At 57.4% G+C, this 17,208-nt stretch carries 9 protein-coding genes; 4 read left to right on the plus strand and 5 right to left on the minus strand.

Features of this window, described 5'->3' with window-relative positions; translation table 11 throughout:
* Nucleotides 1-139: 139 nt before the first annotated feature.
* Nucleotides 140-1,519, minus strand: coding sequence for an ammonium transporter (locus tag G536_RS27765; protein ID WP_425402137.1), 1,380 nt, complete (start codon nt 1,517-1,519; stop codon nt 140-142).
* 386 nt (nt 1,520-1,905) lie between these two features.
* Between G536_RS27765 and G536_RS27770 the strand changes: the two genes are divergently transcribed.
* Nucleotides 1,906-2,358, plus strand: a complete 453-nt coding sequence (locus G536_RS27770; protein WP_022824113.1) for a VanZ family protein — start codon at nt 1,906-1,908, stop codon at nt 2,356-2,358.
* Between the two features lie 436 nt (nt 2,359-2,794).
* A complete protein-coding gene (locus tag G536_RS30675; RefSeq protein ID WP_022824114.1) occupies nt 2,795-7,186 on the plus strand; it encodes a DUF2339 domain-containing protein in 4,392 nt (1,463 codons plus the stop codon).
* A gap of 354 nt (nt 7,187-7,540) precedes the next feature.
* Here the strand turns inward: G536_RS30675 and G536_RS0113420 are convergent, their stop codons facing one another.
* Complete coding sequence (locus G536_RS0113420; RefSeq protein ID WP_022824115.1) at nt 7,541-8,551, minus strand: M28 family peptidase; 1,011 nt, start codon at nt 8,549-8,551, stop codon at nt 7,541-7,543.
* A gap of 77 nt (nt 8,552-8,628) precedes the next feature.
* Here G536_RS0113420 and proB point away from each other — a divergent pair, with 77 nt between their 5' ends.
* Nucleotides 8,629-9,720 (plus strand): glutamate 5-kinase, encoded by a 1,092-nt coding sequence (proB, locus tag G536_RS0113425; RefSeq protein ID WP_022824116.1) that lies wholly within the window; start codon nt 8,629-8,631, stop codon nt 9,718-9,720.
* Nucleotides 9,721-9,880: 160 nt separating this feature from the next.
* Nucleotides 9,881-11,131: a glutamate-5-semialdehyde dehydrogenase gene (locus G536_RS0113430; protein ID WP_022824117.1), complete on the plus strand. Its 1,251-nt coding sequence runs from the start codon at nt 9,881-9,883 to the stop codon at nt 11,129-11,131.
* Between the two features lie 79 nt (nt 11,132-11,210).
* Here the strand turns inward: G536_RS0113430 and G536_RS0113435 are convergent, their stop codons facing one another.
* The 3 genes from G536_RS0113435 to G536_RS0113445 are packed head-to-tail and all read right to left on the minus strand — an operon-like array spanning nt 11,211 to nt 16,878.
* Nucleotides 11,211-11,876, minus strand: coding sequence for a DUF3823 domain-containing protein (locus G536_RS0113435; protein WP_022824118.1), 666 nt, complete (start codon nt 11,874-11,876; stop codon nt 11,211-11,213).
* A 10-nt stretch (nt 11,877-11,886) separates the two neighbouring features.
* Nucleotides 11,887-13,755 (minus strand): RagB/SusD family nutrient uptake outer membrane protein, encoded by a 1,869-nt coding sequence (locus G536_RS0113440; RefSeq protein ID WP_022824119.1) that lies wholly within the window; start codon nt 13,753-13,755, stop codon nt 11,887-11,889.
* 21 nt (nt 13,756-13,776) lie between these two features.
* A complete protein-coding gene (locus G536_RS0113445) occupies nt 13,777-16,878 on the minus strand; it encodes a SusC/RagA family TonB-linked outer membrane protein (RefSeq protein ID WP_245575822.1) in 3,102 nt (1,033 codons plus the stop codon).
* Nucleotides 16,879-17,208: the final 330 nt, after the last annotated feature.

Here is a 17,208-nt window from a genome sequence, read left to right on the forward strand (position 1 = left end):
ACTACCTAATCACCTCACCACCCAGACATGAAAAAGCCGCCAGGTCCCCCATCTGGCGGCTTTTTCTCCCACAAATACTCCTTGGTCAACTACCCTGGCGCTGTACTCACTCCTCAGATACTACTGCGCGCAGGGGTACTTACACGCTTTCCTTTACCAGTTCTTTGCGGTAGGTGCGCTCGAAATCTTCATCAATATGGTAGGTGGACTCTTCGTGCTGGCTCAGGTCGAGGCCCAGCCGTTCTTCTTGTGGCTTCACGCGCAGGCCAAACACCCGATCGGTGAGTTTGAGCAGCAACCAAGAGCCTATAAAGGAATATGCTACCACAATCAGCAGTCCGAGCAAGTGGTAGCCAAACACAGTGACCGACCCGTGTACCAAGCCCACTTTATCGGCAAAGACGCCGGTAAGCAGCATCCCCACGATGCCACCCAGCCCGTGGCAAGGAAACACATCCAGCGTATCGTCGATGGTGGTGCGGCTGTTCTGCCAATGCACGGCGGCATAGCTGATGAGGCTGCCAACTACCCCAATCAGCAGGCTTTGGCCGTAGGTAACGTAGCCAGCGGCCGGCGTAATGGCCACCAGCCCTACCACGGCCCCAATGCACACGCCCATGGCCGTTGGTTTGCCACCCCGCACTAGGTCGGCCAACATCCAGGCCACCAGCGCCGCACCGGAAGCCAAGTTGGTGTTCACGAAAGCCGACACAGCCAATTCATTGGCTCCCAGCGCCGAACCAGCATTGAAGCCGAACCAGCCAAACCACAGCAAACCCGTACCCAGCAATACGTAGGGCACGTTTGGGGTCGAGAAAACGGTATTGGTGAGGTGCGTGGCCCGGCGGCCGAGCACCGTAGCGCCCGCCAGCGCCGCTACCCCCGCCGAAATGTGTACCACGGTACCACCAGCGAAGTCGAGGACTCCCCACTTGTGCAGGAAACCTTCAGGATGCCAGGTCCAGTGAGCCAACGGACAGTAAATCAGCAAGCTAAAGAGCACCATAAAGGCCAAATAGCCCTTAAAGCGTACCCGCTCGGCAAACGAGCCGGTAATCAGGGCCGGGGTGATGATGGCAAACTTCAACTGAAACGCGAAGTAGAGCACGAACGGAATGGTGGCAGCAAATGCCGGATTTGGCGCCGTACCCACGTTGCGCAGCATGGCAAACGTAAAGGGGTTGCCAATTAGCCCGTGCCAAGAGTCGCCGTAAGCCAGCGAGAAACCCACGAAGTAGAAGAGCACCGTTATAACGCCCATAGCCACGAAGCTTTGCAGCATGGTGCTGATAACGTTTTTGGGTCGCACCATACCACCGTAGAAAAACGACAAGCCAGGAGTCATAAGTAGTACCAGTGCCGTAGCTGTCAGCATCCAGGCTACATCGGCAGCGTTGATGGAGCCGGCGGCAGCCGCTGGGTGTGGTACGTCCACAAAGGCAGCTACGGCGGTTGCAACCACAAGCGCCACCAAGGAAAACATACTTAAGCTAGTTAGCCTCTTAGAAACAGAATCCATACAGTATTTCTCGTTTACACCTGCTTTTCGAGGGGCAAAATAGAGACAATTGCTATATATTTTACATTTACCCCCTAAAAATTAATACCATATCCTTACAATGATTCACAATTAACTCTTTCACGCCTAAAGTACTAACGACCGTTAGTTCTCGAAAAGACGTATAACACTCTGGGGGCTGAGGCTATAAGAGCTACAGTGGTTGGCTACTAAAAGCTGGCTCGAGTGTTGGTTGTAGTTGTTCTTCGTGTGGGACATCATCTAGCTACTGCCCAAGCAGGTCAGCAGAACCTAAAGGATTATCAATGTAATTTTGCGTTCTGAAAGTGCTATCTGGCTACCGTATATCCACCTGTTATCTGCTATTGACACCTAAAAACGAATGAATGAAAGCATTAAAATGGTTGCTCTCCATAGTTTACTTCTCACTACTCACGTACATCGTTTTCTTCGCCAGGAGAAGGGAGCAACTTGTCTGGCACGATGATTTTCTGAACCTGGTGCCTTTTATTCACACTATCCAGGGCTACCACCAGCTGCACTACATGCCCCCAAAGGGCCAATGGGACTTCTTCACCAATCTGTTTGGTAACGTAGCATTGTTTATGCCGCTGCCGTTCATCTTGATAATTCTTTTCAGAATCACCAACAAATACACGGTTATCCTGATTGGAGCAGGCCTCAGCATTGCCATAGAGCTAACCCAATATCTTTTTCAGATAGGCATACCCGACATCGACGATGTGCTACTCAATACAGCAGGGGTAGTGGCGGGCCTAGTTTGTTGGCTGATTTTATTTAGAGTGAAGTTCTTCCGCCGCGTGATGTTTGCGTATTAGCGCTGCACCCGTTTCACAAGTCCATTCAAACGCGAGTTTCCTAAATAGGAGGCTCGCGTTTTTGTTACCGTTGCCACTTGCTTGGATGGCAACAACACACATCCTATTTGTGCTGCCTAATAGCCCTGGGCCTCCTTCCAAGTATATAATATTGAATGAGTACCTACTACCCTGTTGATACAACTCCCCTCAATGCCAGCTTGGTTGGTGTTGCCTGAAACAAGGATTGAGGGGATTGAAAGAGGCTATTCGTATATTTTGTACAAAATTTTGTCATTAACTTGTGTGGTATACAAATAACAATCTGTAAGTTCCGGTCCCTATGCTATTGCAGGGTGTTGGCCGCCGCTATTACGCTATCCGCCGCGCCTACCCTGCGCTATTATCGGTTGCTTGACGGCAGCCACTTTGTGTTTTATTCTTAACCATTACCGGTATGGAAACCACCCTGCTGATGCTGGCTGCCATTGTTGGCGGCCTGCTGTATCAGGCCTTTACCAAACACGTGCGGGAGCTAAGTCAGCGCCTACAAAAGCGCGAAGACGAGCACCTCGCCCTTTCCCTGACAGTGGAACGCCTGCGCCAGGAGTTGCAACAGCTCAAAGCCAGTCCTCACCCCGAGCCGCCGCAGGAGGTCGAAACGCCCGCACCAGTTGCCCCTCCCCCGACAGTAGTAGCCCCTCCGTCTGCGCTGGAATGGTATCGGCCAGAAACCGCCGCTTCTCCGCCACCAGCTACTGCCGCTCAGGCACCGCCAGTGGTAGAGCCGCCAATAGAGGCTCCCGCAGTAGCAACTCCCGCAGTAGAGCCTGCTGCAACAGAACCTGCTGCGTCCGTGGCACCAACATCAGAACCCACTCCAACGCCGGCGCCGCTGGCCGCACCTCTCGCCACCGAACCCGAATTAACTGCCCTAGCACCAGTTCCTACCCCTACCGAAGCTCTCACTCCGGTTATCCCCAAGGCTCCTTCTGCTCCTGCGCCCCGGCCAGTGCCGGCACCAGCCATTGCGCAGCGCCAAGCCCCGCGTTCCATTCCCGCGCCCGTAGCAGTTGCCCCGGCGGGCCCCACGTGGTGGGACCGAGTTGAACAGCTTTTTCTCGACAACTGGACCGGTATCCTCGGAGCCGTGGTGCTCGTGACGGGCATTGGGTTTCTGGGGGTGTATACGGCGCTGCGGGTTAGCGCACCCGCCCGCTTCGGCATGATTACCGCTTTTGCCGCGGCCCTGCTCGGCGCTCATCATTACCTGCGGGCCAAGCCATTTGCGGCCCAGCTGCACGTATGGCTGCAAAGCAGCGCAGCGGCGGTGTTTCTGTTTGCCTGCGTGGGGGCCGTGAGTGTGCCCGGCTTGCAATGGGTGCAAGCTCCGTTTAGCTACGTGCTGCTGCTAGCCGGCGTGGCGGCCAACCTATGGCTGGCCTGGGACGCCAGCCGCGAATCGGTAGCCACGTTGCACGGAGTGTTGAGTTTGGTGGCCCTGGCTGTATTGCCGCATGATTTGCTGACGTTGGCCTCGGCAGCGGGCGTGACGGCGTTCAGTGTTGCCATTACATACCGGCAGCGCTGGAAATACCAGCTGCTGTTGAGTATCGTCAGCTTTTTCGTTTTCCATCAGTACTGGCATTATTCTCTAGTATCACTGGCGCCGCCCTCTAATTTGGTGCGGCTGGGTGCAATGGCGCTGGTGCTGCTGGTAGGCGTGGCAGCGGCCGTGGTGCAGTACCGGAAGGTGTACGCCAGCGTGCGGTTCGATGTGCTGCTATTTGTGGCCCACCTGCTCAACTGGACCTGCCTAGGCATCAATCTATACCAATACAGCACCGGCTCACCCTGGAAAACTATTCCGCTTGGCTTGGGTGCCTTGCTCACGTTCTGGGTGGCCCGGCAAGCGCGGCAGCTCGGTATCCGGTGGCTGTTCCGCACCGACAGTATTATTTCCTTGATGCTGGGTTTGTTCGCGGCCTTCTCTTTGCAAGGCTGGCACGCGACAGGTACGCTGGTGCTGCTCTTTATGCTGCTCGAAACGCTGTTGGTGGCTTTCATCATGGCTCGCGAGCGGGAAACGGTGGTATTCCAAGTGGCTTCGGCCGGGGCCATGCTGGCTGGCGTAGGGCTCTTGATTCTGAACGTTTCACAAATCAACACTTACACCCCCACTGAGCTGCACCGCAATGCCTTTTTGCTGCTGCTGGCCGGTTGGCTGGGCGCGGGCTACCACCGCTTAGTGGAACGGCAAGGGCTGCTCGACAACCAAGATGATATCCGCGGGCAGGAACTCTACCGAGGCTTCAGCGGCTTGGTTGGGGCGTTGTACCTGGGCGGCGCGGCGTTGTTGGTGCAGGCGTTGTTTGGGGTTCCGAAGCCCCCGGTAGCTGGGCTGCTAGGCGGCACGGCCGCGGCGGCAGGCCTGCTGTTTGGGGTGGCGTGGTGGCTGCGTGACACCAAAGGTTGGTTCCGAACCATGCATCTACTGTGCGGTCAGGCGTTGCTGCTAGTGGCTGTTCTGGGGTTTCATAAGTTGGGGTTGGTAAGGCCTGCCGTGGCGATGGTGCTATACCTGGAAAGTCTGCTGCTAGCCGGCCTCTTCGGCCGCAGCAACGAACTACCCGCCTACCGCACCATGCTGGTAGCTACCGTGCTCAGCGGGGGTTGGCTCCTGCTGGCTACTACCACGCTGATGCTGCATCTCACCGGCCCCGAACTGCACCGCAACATCCTGTTGCTGCTGGTTCCCGCCTTCGGCAGTTCCGTTGTGCTGCACTTGGTGGGTCGCCTGCCTCAGTTGGCGGGCCTGCTCTTCGACCCCAACGACCGGAGCCTGCACGCTGGCCTACGGGTCCTGACTGGTGTATTATATGTGGGTGCGACGCTGTTACTGACGCAGGCGCTATTCGGCATGAATACGCCCCCGGTATCGGCCCTAATTGGAGGCGCGGCAGCTACGGCAGGCGGCTTATTCGGGTTGGCCTGGTGGATGCGCGGCACCCCTGGCTGGTTCCGGCCGCTGCACCTGTTGCTTGGGCAGTTGCTGCTCACCGTAGCCATCCTAGGCTTACATGAGGCTGGCCTCTCCTGGCCCGTCACGCTCACACTGCTCTATTTGGAAGCCCTGGCCCTCACGCTCCTGCTAGCCCGCTACCAAGAGTGGCTAGTGTACCGAGTGCTGTTCTACTGTTCGCTGGCTTTGGCCGCCGGATTGGCGCCGCTGGTGTACCGAACCAGTCCGGGCTTGCTACCCGACACGTTGCGGGCGTTGCTGCTAACGGGGGCAGCGCTGGCCACGGTAGGCGCTCAAATGTTGCTCCACCGCTGGCAAGCCCCGGTGCTCGATGCAGTACCCCTTTCCTACAATCCGCTGTATCGGTTGCGGGTGTTGGGTACGTTGGCGGGCCTGCTGTTGCTGGCGGCGAGTGGCTTGGTGTACGAGCATACGTGGGCCGGTTGGGCTCTAGCCGGGCTTGGGGCTACGCTCCTGCTGTTGCGCAAATACGTAGCCGTACCGGGCTTGTGGCTGGGGTTGCTATTGCTGAGCGTAGGCTACCACGGGCTACAATGGAGCCACGTTCTCCCGATTGGCAAGCTGTTTCAACCGTTCTTGGTACTAGGCTACTTGCTGCCGTTGCTGCTGCTGTCGGGGGCTGGGCTGTTCTGCTCTTGGTGGGAAGGCCGACAGCAGCATGTGCGCTGGCCGTGGCTGTATTTGCTGGGTTTGCACGCCACAGTCACCGTTTGGGCGGCCTTTGCCCCTCATACCGAAGCCGTACCCGTATTGCTGTGGATACTCCTGGCCGCAGCAGCTGCCACCACGGCCTACGTGGTGCGGCAGCGCTTCGCTTCCGCTGAAGCCCTGGCCCGCCACGGCCACCCCGACCGGTTCCTGCTGCACCTCACCTACGCCCTGCTTACGCTGGCCTTGTTCGGCCACTTCGACTTGCTGGCAGCCAGCTCTACTGAGTTGCTACTGGGCTTGCCGGCCCGTCGTTTCACCGCGGCGGCGCTGGTACTGGCGCTAGCTGGTTTTTCGTGGCAACGGCTGCCTACCACCGAGCCGCTGTATCGTTCCACCCAATATCTGCAACCCATCCTGCCGGAATTGGCCCTGCTTTTCTCGGCGTTTACCCTCTGGTGGGAAGTGGCAACGGAATGGCAATCTTTGCTCTGGATAGCTGCGGCGTTGCTGCTCACCTTGGGCGGACAGCAACTCCCCTACCGGCTCCGGCGCCTACAAGTGTACGGCGTGTTCTTCTTCGGGGCGGCTGTGCTCTGGAGCAGCTACGTGGCCCTAACCTACATAGCGCCAGGCCAACTCCTGACGGCCCGTTGGCTGGTTGCGGCCAGTACCGTAGCGCTGCTGTTCGTGTATGCCGCCGTGGCCTTCAACAAGCCGCCGCTGGCCCGCGACGAGGCGTATTGGCCGGCGTGGCTGGCCCCGCTGGCTGCACTCGGTCAGCTGACCTGGCCGGTACTGGTTCCCACCCTGCTCTACCCCTCATTCGTGGCGCTTATGGTACTGCTGGTCCAGTCTTTCGACCACTCGGTGCTGACGGTGTTGCTGATGCTGGAAGTAATGGCTGCCTTCATCAGTAGCCTAATGCTGCGCCGGCAAGACCTACGCTATGCGTCACTGGTGGGCCTCGTGGCGTGTTTAGCTCGGCTGGGCCTATATGACTTGAAGCAGAGCGGCACCATCACCCGCGCCATCGTCTTCATCCTGATGGGGTTGCTGCTGCTAGCCGTGAATGCCCTGTACGCCCGCTTCAAAGGCCGTTTCGCTACTGCATCAGCGGCCGACGAACCGGAAGACTTGGAAGAGGAGCTTCTGTAAACCTCAGCTCCTTTGCCTGATGTGCGCAATGAAAAGTAAAAACTAACCCCTAAACAGAGAGGCCCGCTGAATAATCAGCGGGCCTCTCTGTTTGTATAGCTTGTGCTTGGACACGTGAAGAATAACCATTATGCAAGTACTCTTCAGCTAAAAGGCCGTCATGCAGAGCACAGCGAAGCATCTCGCTTGAATCGTTTGGTTTCTGGCTACAATGTCAGCACGCGAGATGCTTCGCTGCGCTCTGCATGACGGCCTAGTGGCGTTGAGGAAAATTGTGTTTGTGTTTGCTTACTGTCCAGATAGTATAGTTAGTTGTACTCGGCTCATTGAGTAAGGAAGTCAAGAGTTGAAACCCTATAACCCCAATATAGCCGCGTACACGCCGTTTACCACTTCGGCCATGCGCTTGAAATCCAGCGTGTCGATGGTGTCGGAGGGGAGGTGATAGTTGGGGTTGCGCAGGAACGACGTGTCGTTGATCATCAGGGCCTCGTAGCCGTATTTCCAGTAGTTACGGTGGTCGGATAGGCTGGCCAAGCCCATTTCGATGGGCAGATTGATGCGCTGAACGTCGATGTCGGCCTTGGTCTTCATCAGTTCCTGCACTTGTTGGGTGAAGCGCTCCTGCCCCGTGCGGCCCACGGCTATTATGAAGTTGCCGGTGTTGGGGTAGAGCGCGGCCAGTTGCTCGTTCGGGAACCGCTGGGAGCCGGGCTCGTCGCGGAAGTAGCCAATCATTTCGTAGCACAGCATGGCCCGCACCGGCACCTTGGCATCGTGCAGCGACTTGGCGTGCACGGCGCTGCCCATGTACTCGGTAGCGAAGTAAGGCGGCTCCTCGTTGGGGTACGCCACCAGTTCCACCCGGTACTTTGGGTTCGAGCCGTGCTGTTGCAGCAGGCGGGCCGTTTCCAGCAGGCCGGCCACGGCGCTGGCGTTGTCGTCGGCGCCGGGCTGGTCGCCGCATACGTCGTAGTGGGCACCGACCACCAGGCGCGGCGCATCGGCGGGCCCAAACCACACAATGATGTTGCGGTACTGCCGGCCGTCGGCCTTGAAGGTTTGCTCTTCTATGTGGCCATCAGGCAGCTTCTCGAAAGCGGCTTTTATATAATCGGCGGCCTGTTTAAGCGACTTCAGGTTGCGGTAATGGCGGGCGGGTTGCAGCGTGGTCAGAAACTCAACGTCGGCGTGCAGCTGCTTTGGATCGGCTTTCATAATGGGGCTGGGTTGAGAGGAAACAGCGCCGGCAGAAGCAACCGTTTGGTGCGTAGCAGTTTGTTGGTGCGTAGCAGTTTGCTCACAGGTACTAGCCCCAAGCACGACCAGCAGCAGGCCCCAGAGTAGGCTTCCTAAACGGCGCATAAGCAGGTAACGTGGAAAAGGTGAAGGTGGTGGTTGCATTCTGTGCCTACCTTAACAGCGCAGAAACCACCAGTAATATGGCGCTTGCTTACCAGAGAATCATCGTTAAAATCGGTTCCAACGTCCTCACGCAGGAAAATGGCCTCCCCGATCAAGCCCGCATCCAGCACTTAGTCGACCAGATTGCCGCGCTTAAAAAAGCGGGCAAAGAAGTAATTGTGGTGTCGTCGGGGGCGGTGGCAGCGGGGCGCAGCTTGGTACAGGTGTCCGATAAAGCCGACGCTGTAAGCAACCGCCAGTTGCTGGCCGCCGTAGGCCAAGTGAAGCTGCTGGCTACCTACGCCGAGCTATTCGGGCAGCACGAGCTGGTGTGCGCGCAGGTGCTCGTAACCAAGGAGGACTTCCGCGACCGGCAGCACTACCTGAACATGCAGAACTGCTTTCAGGCGCTGCTCCAGAACAACATCATCCCGGTGGTCAACGAAAACGACGTTATTTCCGTGACCGAGCTGATGTTCACCGACAACGACGAACTGGCCGGCCTAGTCGCCTCCATGCTCGATGCCGACGCGCTGCTGATTCTCAGCAACGTGGACGGCATTTACGACGGCGACCCGAAAGCGCCCGGCGCCCAGCTGATTCCCGTCATCGAGCCCAGCACCACCAGCTTCTCCGGTTTCGTGACAACGCAACGTTCCCAGTTCGGGCGTGGCGGCATGATTACCAAGTGCCACATGGCCAACAAAGTGGCGCAACTGGGCATAGCGGTGCACATTGCCAACGGTAAAACCGAAAACATCCTGCCGCGCATTCTGAGCGAAGACGTGGTCAGCACCAAGTTTGTGGCCAACCGCACCGCGTCGCGCAAAAAGAAGTGGCTGGCGCACGCCGAACCGGCCGCCAAGGGCGCCGTGCAGCTCAACGCGGGTGCCAAAGCGGCTCTCACCACGCCCGGCAAAGCAATTAGTTTGTTGCCGGTGGGCTTGTTGGGCATCGTGGGCACGTTCCAGAAGGGCGACATCATCAAGCTGCTCGACGACGCCGGCAAAACCATAGGGCTAGGCATAGCCGAATACGGCGCCGACAAAGCCCTGGAGCGCCTCGGCCTCCAACACCAGAAGCCCCTGGTGCACTACGATTACCTGTTTCTAAGTACGGAAATCAGCTAAGTAGGCACGCGTTAACTAACCAGAACGTCATGCAGAGCATGTGGCGCATCAAGCCAGGGACGAAGCATCTCGCTTGATGCGCCACATGCTCTGCATGACGTTCTGGTTATTATCAAGAATACAAACTACACTACCGCAGCTTCTTCCACTTTTCCCCGCTATGGATTTACAAGCCAGCTTCCGAGCCACCCAGGTAGCCAGCCGTACCCTCGGCTTGCTCACGCCGGCCAAGGTGAATACGCTTTTGCTCGATTTGGCCGGAGCTATCCTGGCGCAAACGCCGTTTCTACTCAGCGAAAACGCCAAGGACCTGGCCCATATGGCCCCTGACAACCCCAACTACGACCGGCTACAACTCACCAAGGCCCGCCTCGAAGGCATTGCGCAGGACATGGAAAGCGTAGCCGCCCTGCCCTCCCCGCTGGGCACGGTGCTGCTGAAAAAAGAGATGCCCAACGGCCTCCAGATTTCCAAAGTGCGAGTGCCGCTCGGCGTGGTCGGCATCATCTACGAAGCCCGCCCCAACGTAACCTTCGACGTGGTAGCGCTATGCCTAAAAACTGGCAATGCCTGTCTGCTCAAAGGCGGTTCCGACGCCAGCTTCTCCAACGAGGCCATCATCTCCGTAATTCACGAAGTCCTCTGCCGCCACGACTTGCTGCCCTACTGCGCCAGCCTGCTCCCCCCCGACCGCCAAGCCACCGAGGCCCTGCTCCAGGCCGTCGGCTACGTGGACGTGCTGATTCCCCGCGGCAGCCAGGGGCTGATTGAGTACGTGCGCAAAAATGCCAAAGTCCCAGTTATTGAAACCGGCGCGGGCATCGTGCACACCTACTTCGATGAAACGGCCGACCTAGCCAAGGGCCGCGCCATCATCGCTAATGCCAAAACCCGCCGCGTGAGCGTCTGCAACTCCCTGGACTGCATGCTGCTCCACGAAGCCCGCCTGATTGACCTGCCTACCTTGGCGGCTCCGCTAGCGCAAGCCGGTGTAACCATCTACGCCGACGAGCCCGCCTACGCAGCGTTGCGCGGCCTCTATCCCAGCCAGCTTTTGCAGCCCGCTCAGCCTGAGCACTTCGGCACCGAGTTTTTGTCGCTGAAAATGGCCATCAAAACTGTTGGTGGCCTTGATGAAGCCTTGGCTCATATCATGGCCCATAGTTCCAAGCACAGCGAAGCTATTATTTCCGAAGACGCCGCGCACATTGAGCGGTTTCTTAATAGCGTAGATGCCGCCGCCGTGTACGCCAACGCCTCCACCGCCTTCACCGACGGCGGTCAGTTTGGCCTCGGCGCCGAAATCGGCATCAGCACCCAGAAGCTGCACGCCCGCGGCCCCATGGGCCTGGAAGAGCTTACCAGCTACAAGTGGCTAGTGCGCGGCAACGGACAGGTGCGGACGGCGTAAAATCTGCCTTTGTGGTTCTATCCACAAACAAAAACAGGCGGCCACTGGCCGCCTGTTTTTGTATCCTTATGCCCGATGCTTAGAGCATTATCTTTTGCACCGGCGAGTAATACAGTTCGCCTACGCCTTGCGTTTTTACACCAATGCGCACGTAACAAACACTACGCACATTGGAGGGCAGCGTGAATGAGAAGTTCAGCGGCTGACTCAGGTTGCTCAGCGCCGTACCGGTTTTATTGTCGCGCCCAACCAGGCTGTTGTTGGTATCCACAAACTGCGTGGTATTCACGAACATGGTCACCGACTCAATATTGCGGCCGGTGGTGGCCTGGCTAACCTGGCAGCTAGCCGTTACCACGTTGCCCGACTTGTTGAATGTAGCGTTGCGCACCACAAAGTAAGGTTGCACTGGTACGTCCACGACGGTATTGCCGCGCACCTCCACAGTGATGCTATCCGTGTTGTTCATCCAGGGGCCATTATCACGGAGGCGCGTCAGCTTGTAGGTACCATCGAACAGCGTGGCCGAGAAACTACCATCCTGAGCTACGTTTAGCGGAATCTTGTTGAAAAAGGCATAGCCGCGCTGCCACAGCTCCAGTTGTACACCTTGCATGCGCACGCCCACAGCATCATCCTGATAGATTACCCGGCCAGTCAGTTGCGACTTGGGCGGATCGAAGTTGTCTGTTTCGCAGCCCGCCAAAAGGAACAGACCAGCCAGAAGAGTTAGTAATTGTTTCATGAGTGGAAGGCTATTCAAAAGGATTGCGAACAATCTTAGGGTTGTTGTTGAGGATACCGTTTCCAATGAAGTTGTAGTAGTTGAACAACTGAAAGTTACGCGGGGTCCGGAAGCGGGGAGCAACCTTTCGGTCGAACACGTATTTCCCGTCCTGCGGGCTGCCAGGGCGTACTACGCGGTATGGGTAAAGCACGTAAGCCACTGCGTTGTAGTTGTTGGGGTTACCATCCCAAATCTGGTGCGCAATGCGCCAGCGCTTCAAGTCCCATACCCGGTGGTCTTCGAAGGCTAGCTCTACCCGGCGCTCGTTTTGCAGGCGCGCCAGCGTAAGTGTGGTGAGGCTGTTGGCTGGGAAGCCGGCTCGCTCCCGTACGCGGTTCACGTAGGTCAGGGCTTCGGTGGTATTACCCAGTTCAAATGCTGCTTCACTGGCATTAAGCAGTACTTCACCTAACCGGAAACGCACCCACCAAATGTCGCTGCGGATACCACGGGTGCTGGATCCACCCGCCGGGTCGAGGTACTTGCGGATATAGAAGCCGCTGTTTGATACTTCGGGCTGGTTGGCAATCGGGCCCGAGGTGCCGGTAAGCAGCTTGTTGTCGCCGTTGGGGAAAGCCGTTCCGCCATACACACTGCCCAGACCTCCTTCAATGGTCTGGTATGAGTTGTTGGCCGTATTCCACAATTTCACACCGGCCTGCAGCTGCACTTCCTGCCCTTTGAACGTGGTGCCGGGGTAGATGATGGTGCCGTAGAGGCGGGCATCCCTACCCGCGAAAGGTTCGTTCAGGGTAGTGTAGTAGATGTAGTCGGTATCGGTGGCATTGCGGGTGGCTATCTGGCTGGAGGTGCCGTTCAGGTTCTCGTAGGCTTCCACCAGATTCAGAATCGGCGACAAGGACGACGACCCCAGGTTATCTTCCCGGATACCGCGCGGAATGTTGTCGTAGCTGAAGCCGTGGCGGCGGTCTTTGGCCGTCAGGAAGTCCTTGGCTAGAATCACCTCCGAGTTGTTGGTTTTCTTGGTCAGGGCCTCAAAGAAATTTTCCCCCGGGTTCGGATTCGCCCGATACAGCGAGTACGGCCCAGTCAATACTTCCTTGGCCGCATCCAACGCCTTCTGGTAATAGCTTGCGGCCTGGCTGGCCGGAATGCCCACCTCACCGCCCGCCGTCTGGATGTTGAGGCCCGACTGTGCGTTGTATTTGGCTATGGAGCCGGCGTAGAGCATGGCGCGGCTCTTAAGGGCCATAGCCGTGTAGCGGTTGGCGCGGGAGTTGCTCCCGTTATTACCCAGTGTGCCCTTGATTTCATCTAGCTCATTGGCAATGAAATCGTAGGCGTCACTTTCCTTGCTACGCGCCACTTGCAGCGGCGTGGTGTCGCCGCTGAAGTCGTAAATCAGCTGGTTGGTTACTAGTGGCACACCGCCGTAGCGTTTCACCATTTCAAAATACACGTAGGCCCGCAGAAAGCGCAGTTCCGACTTGAACTGCGTTTTCTGGTCATTGGAAAGGCTGGTGCTCAGCTTGTCAATATTATCTAAGGCGAGGTTGATGTCGCGCACTAGGCCGTAATCCCAATAGTTCCACCGGAAGGCATTGAAAGTGAACAGGTCGTTGGGGCCGTTGCCGTTACCCGACCACATAGCCTCATCGTAGGCGGCGTACTGGTCCCAGCCAGCATCTATCTGCGTGTGGGAGGGCAGCCGGTCGTAGTAGTTGGCCAGCACCCCGGTAATCAGCACAGGGTCGTTCCAGAGCTGAGAGTCAACAATAATATTAGGTGGGTTGCGGTCCAGAAAATCCTTTTCGCAAGCCGAGAGGCCCGTTAGCAGACCAGCCCCTACCACCAGGGTTTTAAACGAGAATTTCATGAGAAAGCGGGTGGATGGCGTTTAGAAAGAGATGGAGAAGCCCGTGTTAATCAAGCGCTGCTGCGGATATGCCAGCCCGTTGCCGGAGGCCACTTCTGGGTCGATGTCGATATCGTCAAGAGTACTGATGACGAACAGGTTGGTGGCGTTTACATATACCCGCAGACCAGAGGCACCAATCTTGCTTAGCCAAGGCTTGGGCAGGTTGTAGGCTAGCTCCACGTTGCGCAGCCGGATGTAGTTCACGTTACGAATCCAGAAGTCATTGCGGCGGTTGAAGTTGGCGTGGCCGGCATTGTCGCGGCGGATGGCCGGGTACTTGCCGGGTATCCAGGGGCTGTCGGCGTTGAAGGGGTCTTCGTGATGCCACCGGTCCTCAAAGGTGTAGTTAGGCGAAGTCCCGTTGTTCTGGAAAGGAATCAACAGTTCCGTTTCACGCTGGTAGGTTTGCATACCCGCGCCCACAATGTCGAAGTTGAACGTGAAGTTCTTGTAGCCGAGGCTAGTGTTCAGGCCATAGGTCACGAGCGGCGTACCCCCCTGCCGGTAGCCAATGGGGCGCTCATCGAGGTAGTTAATCACCTTGTCGCCGTTGACATCCTTATACATCAGGTCGCCGGGCAGCTGCGTGCGGTTGCCCTGTCCGTCGTTGTCAATTTGGTAATCGCCAATCTGTTCTTCCGACTGGAATTGACCTAGTACTTGATAGCCCCAGCCGACATCGGCCCAGCGGTCTGAGTAGATCCCGCGGTATTCTTCCCAGGAGTTCCCGAAGCGCTGCTTATAGAAATAGATGTCGCGGCGGCGAGCTAGCGTACCGTGCCCACTTACTGAGTAGGTCAGGGCACCGGCATTGCTGGCGTAGGTCAGCACACCCTCCAGACCCCGGGTGGCATCCGAGTTCAGGTTTTCAGCGGGCAGGCCGTAGCCCACTTCGTTCGGCACCACTACGTCGTAGCGGGCACCGGGCAGCCCGTTGCGGCGGCGCTCGAAAATATCGAATGCGCCCGACACCTTGCCACCCCACAGGCCAAAGTCAAGACCGATGTTGGCAGTGGAATTACGCACCCATGAGAGGGTGGTAATAGGCAGGCCGCGCGGCCGGACACCGCTGGTATACACACCGTTGAAGATGGCGTTGCCATTGTTGAAATCGTAGCCCTGCAGGTAGCTGTAGGCATTCAGACCATCTGGGTCACTGCCCGTCCGGCCGTAGCTGCCGCGTAGCTTCAGCTCGGTGAGCGTGTTGCCGATACTGTTTTTCAGGAAGGGTTCCTCGCTCACGCGCCAACCGGCTGTAGCGGCCGGGAAGAAGCCGTAGCGGCTACCCGGTGCAAACAGCCAGGAGCCATCGTAGCGGCCCAGCACGTCCACTATGTATTTCTGCTTGTAGTTGTAGCCTACGCGGGCCACGTAACCCGCCCGGGCCGTTTCAAACCGTTCGTCGGCCAGATAATCCTGGTTGGCGAACAGCTGCAGTGGAATGTAGTTGTTAGGCGGAACCGAGTGAATAACGTTGAAGCGGTTATCGGTGTCGTAACGCTCATAGGCCGCTACCGCCGCAATGCCGTGGTCGCCGAACTGCTTGTTGTAGGAAAGCTGCACCTGCCCGAACCGGTCGATAACGTTGCGCCGCCGCGTTTCGCGCCAAGGGTTTTGGTTGCCCCCACCCGGTACAATGTTGTAGGTATCGGTGGCTTTGTCGTAGCGGTAGCCATTGTAGGTGTATTCGAAGCCGTCGAAGTTGAAGTTGGTGAAGTTGTACGAGCCCGTAACTCGGGCACTCAACCCAAAATCAAAATTATACTCCGAAAACAAGTTGATCTTACCTGCACGCCAGTCTTCCTGAATATAGCCCGTTATGTCTTCGGCGTAGGTGGCCGGGTTGACGTTGATGTTGTGGGTCTGGTTGACGTAGAGCGGGTTGTCGTTGGCGTAAGGCGACTCGGTAGGCCACATCGAAAACACGCTCAGCAGCGGATTGAAGTAGTCATCCGTTCCTGGTACCCCCGCCTGGTGCCGGTCTTCGTAGCGGGTGCTGATTTGGGTGCCGACTTTCAGGCGCGGCGTTACCTTGGCCTCGATGTTGGATTGCAGGTTGTAGCGTTTGAAGTGGTAGTCCTTCATCAGAGCCTGCTGCGACAGGTAGCTGCCCGACAGGTAGTAGGTCACATTATCAGTGCCGCCTGATACGCTGGCGTTTACGAAGGACTGCGGCACGTTGCTGCGAAACACCATGTCGTGGTAGTCATAGCTCTTGTAACCCGATTCGGTGCCAGCGCGCCACTTTTCCAATTCCTCCGGTATCAGCCGGATACCCGTTACAGGGTCCGACACGACGTTGGGCGCCCGTCGCTCCAGCTGCGCCCGGTTCTGCTCGGATTCAATCAGTGCCCGCTGGTGTTGGTAGGCGTTGGCGGGCTTAGGAAACTGCGTGAAGTTCTGGACGCCATAGTAGCCATTGAGGTTGATAACCGGCTTGCTGCCGGCGCGGCCCCGTTTGGTGGTCACCAGCACTACCCCGTTGGCAGCCCGCATGCCGTAGATGGCCGCTGAGGCGTCTTTCAGGATCGAGATGTTATCAATGTCGGTGATGCCCAGGTTGTTGAACTGCCCCACATCCGAAACAATGCCATCGATAACGTAGAGCGGGTCGCCCAGATTACGAATCTGGATGTTGGTACCATTGCCAGGGCGCGCGTCGGGCTGCCGAGCCGTAATGCCCGGAATGCGCCCTACCAGCGCACTAGTGGCCGTTACGGCGGGCGTGCGCAGCAGGTCGGCGCTTTCCACTTTGCCTACGGCCCCTGTTACAGTAGCGCGCGACTGGGTGCCGTAGCCTACTACCACCACCTCATCCAACGACTTATCATCGGCGCTCAGCTTCACCGACATACGCGCGGTAGAGCTGCCAGCTACTTCTTGAGTGGTAAATCCAATAAAGGAGAATACCAGCATGGCGCCTTCTTGCGGTACACTGATGCTGAACATCCCTTGGGCATCGGTGGTGGTGCCGCGGGTGGTGCCTTTCACTACCACGTTCACGCCGGGTAGGGCCTCGCCTTTATCGTCGGTGACTACCCCGCGCACAACCACATCGGCGGCTGGGGTGAGTGACTCCATGGCAGCCATTGAAGAAGCGCTAACCGGCACTTGGCTGGCTAGGCCTAATGTTGCGCACAGTGCAGTGGGAAGCAATGTACGCCGCACTCCGAACCATCTGCTTTGCATTCGTAGATCTGGTTTCATTCTGGTGGGTTTTGTGAGTTGTTTGCTGATTTTCTTCAGGAGAGGAGGAGCTCCTATTAGTGTGTTTTAAGCTACTTGAGGCTATATATCAGGTGAGCAAAATGTGAAAGCAACTATACCCAAGGCAACACAATCGTTTGTGAAATTGAGCTAGACAAACGTTTGCGCCAATCACGTAATATTGAGAGAAGTTTTCAAGCTATC

It is taken from the genome of Hymenobacter norwichensis DSM 15439 (assembly GCF_000420705.1).
Classification (GTDB): domain Bacteria; phylum Bacteroidota; class Bacteroidia; order Cytophagales; family Hymenobacteraceae; genus Hymenobacter; species Hymenobacter norwichensis.